Source organism: Pseudomonas sp. 65/3-MNA-CIBAN-0223 (assembly GCF_040310425.1).
Taxonomy (GTDB): domain Bacteria; phylum Pseudomonadota; class Gammaproteobacteria; order Pseudomonadales; family Pseudomonadaceae; genus Aquipseudomonas; species Aquipseudomonas gregormendelii.
The window spans coordinates 1-273 of sequence record NZ_JBEOPV010000137.1 but is presented as its reverse complement, the minus strand read 5'-3'; the positions used below and the strand labels follow the sequence as shown (position 1 = coordinate 273).

Sequence of the window (273 nt, the reverse complement as noted above, 5' to 3'; positions counted from 1 at the left end):
GTGCTACTGACAATATTGAGCAGGCATACACAACGGGCACTACAATGATGACTTTAAGTCGAGGCATTGTAATCGTGAACGTTAATGCAATAATCCAGTTAACCAATGAAATTACGTTGGTTAAACTAAAGTTTTGTCCATCGACAGTAAAAACCGCATTCGAAAGTGCAAACCCGTGCATGATGACGGCAATACCAGAAGCCAGCATAACGGCCTTACGATTAGGCCCTTCAACATGAAAAAGTCTGCTTGTTACTAAAACCAAAGCTAAAC

1 protein-coding gene is annotated in these 273 nt (G+C 41.0%); it reads right to left on the bottom strand.

Going from position 1 to position 273, the window contains the following annotated elements; genetic code table 11:
- On the bottom strand, positions 1-273 hold a 273-nt coding region (locus AAEZ09_RS28260), incomplete at both ends, for a hypothetical protein (protein WP_350601646.1).